This window comes from Commensalibacter sp. Nvir, from assembly GCF_963921845.1.
In the GTDB taxonomy this organism is placed as follows: domain Bacteria; phylum Pseudomonadota; class Alphaproteobacteria; order Acetobacterales; family Acetobacteraceae; genus Commensalibacter.
This window is the reverse complement of sequence record NZ_CAWUGZ010000018.1, coordinates 51,602-59,705: the sequence shown is the minus strand read 5'-3', so window position 1 is coordinate 59,705 and position 8,104 is coordinate 51,602. Positions and strand designations below refer to the sequence as shown.

8 protein-coding genes and 1 pseudogene are annotated in these 8,104 nt (G+C 38.3%); 6 read left to right on the top strand and 3 right to left on the bottom strand.

Annotation, left to right across the window (positions count from 1 at the left end):
* Positions 1-296: 296 nt before the first annotated feature.
* Complete coding sequence (ispH, locus tag AABE15_RS01595; RefSeq protein WP_338329530.1) at positions 297-1,283, bottom strand: 4-hydroxy-3-methylbut-2-enyl diphosphate reductase; 987 nt, start codon at positions 1,281-1,283, stop codon at positions 297-299.
* A 174-nt stretch (positions 1,284-1,457) separates the two neighbouring features.
* Here ispH and AABE15_RS01590 point away from each other — a divergent pair, with 174 nt between their 5' ends.
* On the top strand, positions 1,458-2,075 hold the full coding sequence (locus tag AABE15_RS01590; protein WP_338329529.1) for a hypothetical protein: 618 nt from the start codon (positions 1,458-1,460) through the stop codon (positions 2,073-2,075).
* 140 nt (positions 2,076-2,215) lie between these two features.
* Here AABE15_RS01590 and AABE15_RS01585 read toward each other — a convergent pair whose 3' ends face one another.
* Positions 2,216-3,724 (bottom strand): succinate CoA transferase, encoded by a 1,509-nt coding sequence (locus AABE15_RS01585; protein ID WP_338329528.1) that lies wholly within the window; start codon positions 3,722-3,724, stop codon positions 2,216-2,218.
* 163 nt (positions 3,725-3,887) lie between these two features.
* On the opposite strand from AABE15_RS01585, the gene AABE15_RS01580 reads away from it, so the two are divergent.
* The 4 genes and pseudogenes from AABE15_RS01580 (at position 3,888) to AABE15_RS01565 (ending at position 6,859) form a co-directional block, all read left to right on the top strand.
* Positions 3,888-4,580, top strand: a complete 693-nt coding sequence (locus tag AABE15_RS01580; RefSeq protein ID WP_338329527.1) for a metallophosphoesterase — start codon at positions 3,888-3,890, stop codon at positions 4,578-4,580.
* A gap of 37 nt (positions 4,581-4,617) precedes the next feature.
* Positions 4,618-4,935 (top strand): chorismate mutase, encoded by a 318-nt coding sequence (locus tag AABE15_RS01575; protein ID WP_338329526.1) that lies wholly within the window; start codon positions 4,618-4,620, stop codon positions 4,933-4,935.
* Positions 4,925-5,434 carry a histidine phosphatase family protein gene (locus AABE15_RS01570; protein WP_338329525.1) on the top strand — a complete coding sequence of 170 codons (510 nt, stop codon included), beginning with the start codon at positions 4,925-4,927 and terminating at the stop codon, positions 5,432-5,434. Before AABE15_RS01575 ends, AABE15_RS01570 begins: the two co-directional genes overlap by 11 nt.
* A 100-nt stretch (positions 5,435-5,534) precedes the next feature.
* A pseudogene (locus AABE15_RS01565) lies at positions 5,535-6,859 on the top strand (citrate synthase).
* Between the two features lie 28 nt (positions 6,860-6,887).
* Here AABE15_RS01565 and AABE15_RS01560 read toward each other — a convergent pair.
* Positions 6,888-7,130: a hypothetical protein gene (locus AABE15_RS01560; protein ID WP_338329524.1), complete on the bottom strand. Its 243-nt coding sequence runs from the start codon at positions 7,128-7,130 to the stop codon at positions 6,888-6,890.
* Between the two features lie 200 nt (positions 7,131-7,330).
* Between AABE15_RS01560 and AABE15_RS01555 the strand changes: the two genes are divergently transcribed.
* Positions 7,331-8,092, top strand: coding sequence for an orotate phosphoribosyltransferase (locus AABE15_RS01555; RefSeq protein ID WP_338329523.1), 762 nt, complete (start codon positions 7,331-7,333; stop codon positions 8,090-8,092).
* The last annotated feature ends 12 nt before the right edge of the window (positions 8,093-8,104 follow it).

The window sequence follows — 8,104 nt, the reverse complement described above, 5'->3', positions numbered from 1 at the left end:
CATTCGTATAGACAACTAAAGGAAAAATATATCACTATATCCAGGGTCAAAACCTAGATAAACTTAATTTTAGTTTTAAGTTAATTGCTTTATAGATTGATAGCGTGAAAAAGTTTATTAACCTTGTCTTCTTGAAAATCTCTATCTTTGGAGCGCCAACATTTAGCACAATCGCAAAATTTTAAGTCTGAAATTCGATAGACATTAAATAAAAATCTACGAAATCAAAAAAACTGAAACCCTTCAAAAAAACATTATCAGAGAATTAATCGCCACGAATCTGATTTTTATTTCTTTTATCGCCCCAATAAAGACGGCAAGCTAAACGTTACATGTTCTTTTTTTACAATACGTTCTTCAATATCCAACGTAAATTTTTGTGATAATGCTTTGAGCATTTCTTGCACTAACGACTCTGGAGCAGAGGCTCCAGCCGTAATTCCCAAAACATTTACCCCCTTTAGTACGGCCCAATCAAGATTTTCCAATTTAGGTACTAAGATTGCTTTTGGGGCCCCCGAACGCTCTGCAACTTCTCGCAAACGTTGAGAATTAGAAGAATTAGGTGATCCTATAACAAATACTAAATCACATTCAGGAGCAATACGTTTAACTGCTTCTTGACGGTTCGTCGTTGCGTAACAAATATTTTCACGCCTTGGCCCTTCAATTTTAGGAAAACGTTCGCGCAAAATCGCTACAATTTCAGCGGTATCATTAACTGAAAGAGTGGTTTGAGTGATGAAGGCAAGCCGGTCAGGGTTTTCAGGATGAACAGTTTTTGCTTCTTGAGCGTCTTTTATTAAAGTAACTGCACCGAGCGGCAGCTGTCCCATCGTCCCAACAACTTCTGGGTGACCCGCGTGACCAATCATCAAAATATGCCTACACTCGGAACCGCCGTCAGCAAAATGTTGTTCTGCTTCTCTATGCACTTTAGAAACTAAAGGACACGTCGCATCCAAATAAAGTAAATTCCTTCGTTCCGCTTCTAAAGGAACGGTCTTGGGCACTCCGTGAGCAGAGAAAACAACATGAGCATCCTGCGGCACCTCATCCAGCTCTTCAACAAAAATAGCGCCTTTTTTTTCTAAATTTTCGACAACGGTTCGATTGTGAACAATTTCGTGCCGTACGTAAACGGGCGCCCCATAACGACGTAAGGCCTCTTCAACTACGCGTATGGCACGATCCACACCAGCACAAAAACCGCGTGGCTCTGCAAGTAAAACTTTTAGTGCACGACTTTTTGATGACAAACCATCCAAACTATGACTGAGCATACTATTCCTAAATACAATCAAACATTAAATATATATACCGAGAGGTGGGACAATAAACAAGGAGACGGGTCATCATTCATCATAAAATTAAAATTAACATCATATTCCCCATTACCTTATTTTGCTTTATGGTAGAAATAATAATTTTATATACTATTTTGAGGCAGGAGAATTATGATTTTTTCAGGCAAGCGTTATATACACACTATAAAATCTTTTTTAATTCCTCTTTTTGCAGCAAATTTTTTATGGGGTTGTGCTGAAAAACAAACGTATGAGTTCCCCCCCGTTTGTCCTAAAATAACCGTTTTGTCTTCAGCTTCCGATTATTATCAATTTTACAACCATATCCAAGATCTTTCTCACTTAGACATTAGGGCAAGTATATTAGGTGTTAAGGGGAAATGCGTTGATGACCCAAAAAATATTGATAACGCTGAAAACAAGAAAAAGGGTAAATCTTATGTTGATAGAATTGATACTACCCTAAACGTAATTATACAGGCACAACAAGGTCCTGCTGCCCAACACAAAAAATATCAAATTCCTTATTTTATCGCAACAATTAAAAACGGGGCTATTGTTGATAAAAAGAATTTGATCGCTCGCTTTGATTTTCCTGATAATGTTGATCAACTTACTCTTAAATCGGAACCTTTGCTTTTTAAACTTCCTTCAACCCCAGCAAGAACACCCGATGGCTATGAATTGTTTTTAGGGTTTCAATTAACACCAGATCAACTGTCTTATAATCGCAATCATTTTAAAGCAGTGCATTATACCCGGTATTAATTTTTATTCATCACATTAGCACCAAAAATTAAGATAATAAAGAGTATGGCTGCAATTTATTACGCGCAAACAATTATGAAAAGCCATTTCACTTTATACATAGGATTGCTACCATACACAAATTTTAAAACAGATTGGGTCTAAGCCATTGAACCTGTTTCTACAAATTTATCATGCCATGAAAGCGCTTCTTTTAGGAAAAGAGGTGTTTGTATCGATGGGTTTTGTAAACCTAATTGATAATATTCTTGCAATAATGGTTTATAAATGGGATGGGCGCAATTTTGAATAATTAATTTTGCACGTTCCTTGGGTGATAACCCTCTTAAATCCGCAAGTCCTCTTTCGGTTACAATAATTTGAACGTCTTGAGAAATATGATCTACTCGTGGCACCATAGGCACTACAGAAGAAATTTTTCCTTCCTTTGCTAGAGAAGGTGTCATGAAAATAGAAATGTAAGCGTTTCTAGCATAATCCCCAGATCCACCAATACCATTCATCATTTTTGAACCCATAATATGCGTCGAATTGACATTACCAAAAATATCAACTTCAATAGCACCATTCATGGCAATACAGCCAATCCGTCGAATAATTTCAGGATGGTTGCTAATTTCTTGGGGTCTAAGAACAACTTTTTTCCGAAAGAGCTGAATATTTTCATTAAAATATCTAGCTTTTTCAGGACTTAAGGAAAAAGACGTTGCGGATGCTGCGATCATTTTGTCCGTTGCAAGCATCGCTAACATACCATCTTGAATGACCTCAGTATAGGCTTTTAAATCGTAAAAATCCCCTTCACTGAGCGCTTCTATAACTGCATTAGCTACATTGCCAATGCCCGATTGTATAGGCAACATGTGGTAAGGAATATGACCTTTTTTTATTTCATACTTGAAAAATTCCATGATGTGGCCCGCAATTGAGCGGGCATTCTCATCGGATGCCGTAAATGGCGCATTACGATCTGCGGAATGCGTTTCCACCACAGCAACAATTTTTTCCAAATCAACCGTCATATAGGGAGAGCCAATACGATTTGAAGGATCGGAAATAGGAATTATTTTATGGGGAAAACTAGACGTTACTTCCCATATATCGTGCATACCTTCCAGTTCAGCACATTGCCAACTGTTTACCTCTATTATTACTTTTTTAGCACTATTTAACCAAAGCTGATTGTTTCCTACTGCGGTTGACGCAACCAGAGATCCATCCGCGTTGATACTTGAAACTTCAATAATAGCGACATCCATTTGTCCTAAGGCACCGCAACGGTAAAGCGGTGAAAGGCCACTCAGATGGGTATCCAAATATTGGGTATCCCCTTCATTAATGCGCTTTCTCATTTTAGGGTCAGAATTAAAAGGAGCGCGATAGGAGACACCATTAACGTCTGCTAGAGCGCCATCCAACTCAGGTCCTGTAGAAGCACCGGTTAACAATTTAATCTGAAAAGAATCCCCTTTATCATGAAATTCTTTTATTCTTTTAGCTAAAGCTTGAGGAACGGCTTTTGGATAACCAGAGCCTGTAAAGCCACTCGTTCCGACAACATCACCAGGTTTAATCCACGCAGCGGCTTGCTCTGCGCTACATAGTTTACGTTTTAATCCTAAATGCCTGATACGTTCATTATACTTCATATTATCTCCCGACCCATCGAAACTGACTTCACCCTATTCAACGTTTTCCTGAAAAATAAAAGCCTTAGTTTAAATCAACTACCTATGAATTTTTTTTCAAGAATATAAATAGTTAGAAAATATATTAGATACAAAATTATTCTTTTTAGATAAAATAAACTCCATGTCTATAGAATTCCTATCAAACTCAAAATTATTTCGCATCATCGGTGACGTACATGGCGACATTAAGGCCTTTGGTCATGCTGTCGAGACGGATAAATTCATCATTCAACTTGGAGATTTAGTAGACTACGGCCCAGATAGCGCTGGTGTTTTAGACCTTATGCTTGAAGTTCAAAAAAAACATAGAGGTCTTTTTATAATTGGCAACCATGATCGAAAACTTGGATTATATTTAAAAAACCGAAAAATTATTAAAGATTCAGCATTAACCGAAACAATTGAACAAATACAAAACCATCCAGATTCCAGTTTGGCAAGCAAAATCGAAATCGCACTTGAACGAGCGCCTGCTTGGCTTGTATTCAAAAAAACAATTTTTGTTCACGCTGGTTTTCACCCCAAAATGCTTTTTGAACCCCCACCCGATCCTTTAAAACCCGTTAACACTTTACTTTCCAGAGCTTTATATGGGGAAGTCACTAAAAAAACGAATGCACATGGCTATCCTATACGTAAATCAAACTGGATCAACCAAGTTCCTCAAGGCTACACGCTTTACTGTGGTCACGAATGTCGCTCGACCGACGGACGGCCGTGGAAATACCAAACCCCGACCGGTGCAACAATTATTTTTATGGATACAGGTGCGGGCAAAGGAGGGCATTTATCGTGGATCGATATCACTTTATAACTCAACTTTAGCCTTAAATTCAACAAGGGATTCTACAATGACTAAGCTATCCGCAGACAAACAAGCGCTTCAAAAATTAACCAAACTTAGGTTAAGTATTGATAATATTGACAACGCACTAATACATATTTTAGCAGAACGTTTTTGCTTAACGCAAACAGTGGGAGAACTAAAAGCAGCCTACAACTTACCTGCTGCTGATCCCAAAAGAGAATCACAGCAAATTGTTCGCTTACGTGCCATGGCGAAATCTGCCCATTTGGATCCAGATTTTGCCGAAAAATTTCTCAACTTTATCATCAAAGAAGTCATTCAACACCACCAGGCTATTGCTAAGCAAAAACATGACACATGAAACATATACACTTAATTTATATCTTTTAAGACATGGAAAAGCAGTCGAAGACTTTGCCAATGACTTTGATCGACCCTTAACACCCCGAGGACGAGAACAAGCAAAAGAAAAAGGACAATTGCTTAAAAAAATAGTACGTTCTTTAAATCTGATTGTATGCAGTCCTTCGTCCAGAACGCGTGAAACGCTCGACTATCTCAACATTAATCATTTCCAATCTAGGGTTTACTTTTTCAAAGAACTTTATTTAGCCACTTCTGACGACCTTATTAAATCAATACAAAATTTTAAAAACACAAACTCAATGCTCATTATTGGTCACAATCCTGCATTGCATTGCCTTAGCCATCTTTTTCTTTCCTCATCCTATTCTTCTTCAGAAAACCCAACAAAACTAACTTCTTTTCCAACTGCCGCTTTGGCACATTTTTCTTTAAATATTCAGAACTGTCATGAATTAAACATACGGCAAAGCAACTTAATTGCATTTTATCCTTAGAGCATTTTAGTCTCTTAAACGTAAATATTTCCTTTTTTTCTTATTATCCCATTCATACTATTTGTTTGGTTAACGTACTTCACAGCTTGGAAACCCGTGTATGAATAAAGACTTAATAGAAACCACCTCTTTTTTACCCCTACAAGATGAAGGGGCTGTAACGCTAACCTATACAGGTGAAACCTGTAAACTTCCTGTTTTATCTGGATCCAACGGAAATAACGTCATATATATTCAAAACCTTTCGCCTACTTTGAACCTTTTTACGTTTGATCCAGGTTTAGGCATGACCGCTTGTTGTCAAAGTAAAATCAGTTTTATTGACGGTAAAAAAGGAGTTTAACTTTATAGAGGGTACCCTATTAATCAATTGGCTGAAAAATCTTCTTTTCCCGAAGTCGCTTACCTTCTTCTATACGGCGAACTTCCCTCCCCTGACGAAAAAGATCGTTTCGTTGCGCGTTTAGAAAAAAAATCCTTACTTCACGAACAAATACGTAATTTTTTTAATGGGTTTAGGCGCGATGCCCATCCCATGGCAATTCTCTGCGGCACAATTGCAGGTTTATCTGCATTTTATCCAGAAGGGGCAGATACCTCCAATGAAATCAGTCGTAACGTTGCCGCCATACACTTAATTGCTAAGATGCCTACCTTGGCCGCTTGGGCTTACAAATACTCGTTAGGTGAACCGTTCGTTTACCCAAAGGTTGAATATTCTTACGCCGAAAATTTTTTAAATATGCTTTTTGCAAGACCCGACCGTAACTATGTGATTAACCCAGTTTTAAGTCGTGCTTTGGACAGGATTTTCATTTTACACGCTGACCATGAACAAAACGCTTCCACTTCCACAGTACGATTAGCCGGCTCTACCGGTGCCCATCCTTTTGCTTGTATCGCTGCCGGAATCGCAGCGCTATGGGGACCTGCGCATGGAGAGGCCAACGAAGCGGTTTTAAAGATGCTCCATTCCATAGGTTCCAAAAAAAATATTCCCGAATTTATCTCAAAAGTAAAAGCAAAAAATAATGAAGTACGTTTGATGGGCTTTGGTCATCGTGTTTATAAAAATTTTGATCCACGTGCACAAATTATGAAAAAAACATGTGACGAAGTTCTAGATGAATTAGGCATAAAGTTTGACCCTTTATTTGAATTAGCCATCGAACTGGAAAAAAGAGCTCTTGACGATGCTTATTTCGTAGATAGAAAACTTTACCCAAACGTTGATTTTTATTCAGGTATCATTTTAAAAGCTATGGGCATACCCGAAACGATGTTTACGACTTTATTTACAGTAGCCAGGACAGTCGGCTGGGTCAGTCAATGGAAAGAAGCTTAGCGACCCCCTAAGGCGCATTTACAGACCTAGACAAATTATACACAGGACCTGGAAAAAGAAACTTCAATAACCCATGCTAATAAAGTAAAGATACTAGGGACGGATTTTCTATTCATCACAATCGCATCCTTTAGGTGCGTTACGATGTTTATCGTAGATATGATAATCAATCCATTCCGACACCAACAACCTTGCTTCCGTAAGGGACGATTCAGGATGATAAATTCGATACAAATTGATACAGCTTTCGAATATTTGCAACTCGTCTATACCCACCAATTTTAATTCTTGATAAGCAGTCACCACTGAGCGTTCGCACCGACGAGGGATATGTTTTAATTGAGCAGCCACGATTAAATTCCAAATCAAAAGACAAGCTATAATGCCAAAGCATAAAAACCTATATACATTGAGTCAAAGACAGTTTTGACAAAATTGTGAAATGAATTACTTCTTTGATATTTTTGACACGATAACTGCTGCATTTTAAAATAAAACAGAGTATAAGTAATTCACTCCTTAGTTATCGACCGTTATAAGGCAACCTCCTAATGGCTCAAAACAATCAACAAATTTCATCAAACCAACCCCGTTCCCCCCGAGTGACCGAATGGGATCACGACGCTGCGCTTATAACAGCGAGATTATTGCTTGAAATTCAAGCGGTTAATTTTCGTCCCGAAGACCCTTATTTGCTGACGGCAGGGTGGAAATCGCCTGTTTATATTGATTGTCGTAAAATTATATTTTATCCAAGAGCGCGAGCTAAAATTATTGAATTAGGCGTTGAAAAAATTTGCAGACATGTCGGCTATGAATCTTTTGATGCGGTGGTAGGCGGAGAGACGGCAGGCATTCCATTTGCAGCTTGGTTCGCGGATCGCATGATGACACCTATGGCTTATGTTAGAAAAAAACCAAAAGGGTTTGGAAGAAACGCACAAATAGAAGGGGATATCCCTGAAAATATGCGCACGCTTCTCGTAGAAGACTTAACAACGGACGGTATGTCAAAAATAGGATTTGCCAAAGCATTACGGGATGCAGGGGCTATTGTTAATCATGCTTTTGTGGTTTTTTTCTACGGAGTGTTTTCTAGCGCTTATCAGACACTAAGTGAAATTGGCATCACCTTACATTCTCTTTGCACGTGGTGGGATATTTTAGAAGTAAGCTCAGAATACCCTTCTTTTTCTAACGGAAATACAGCAGAAATTCGTCGTTTTTTGGAAGATCCCTGTAGCTGGTCTGCCAAACACGGTGGAGTAGGAAATGAAAAAGAAGCATTGGCATATAAACAGTCTCGTCTATAAATTCAAATCATA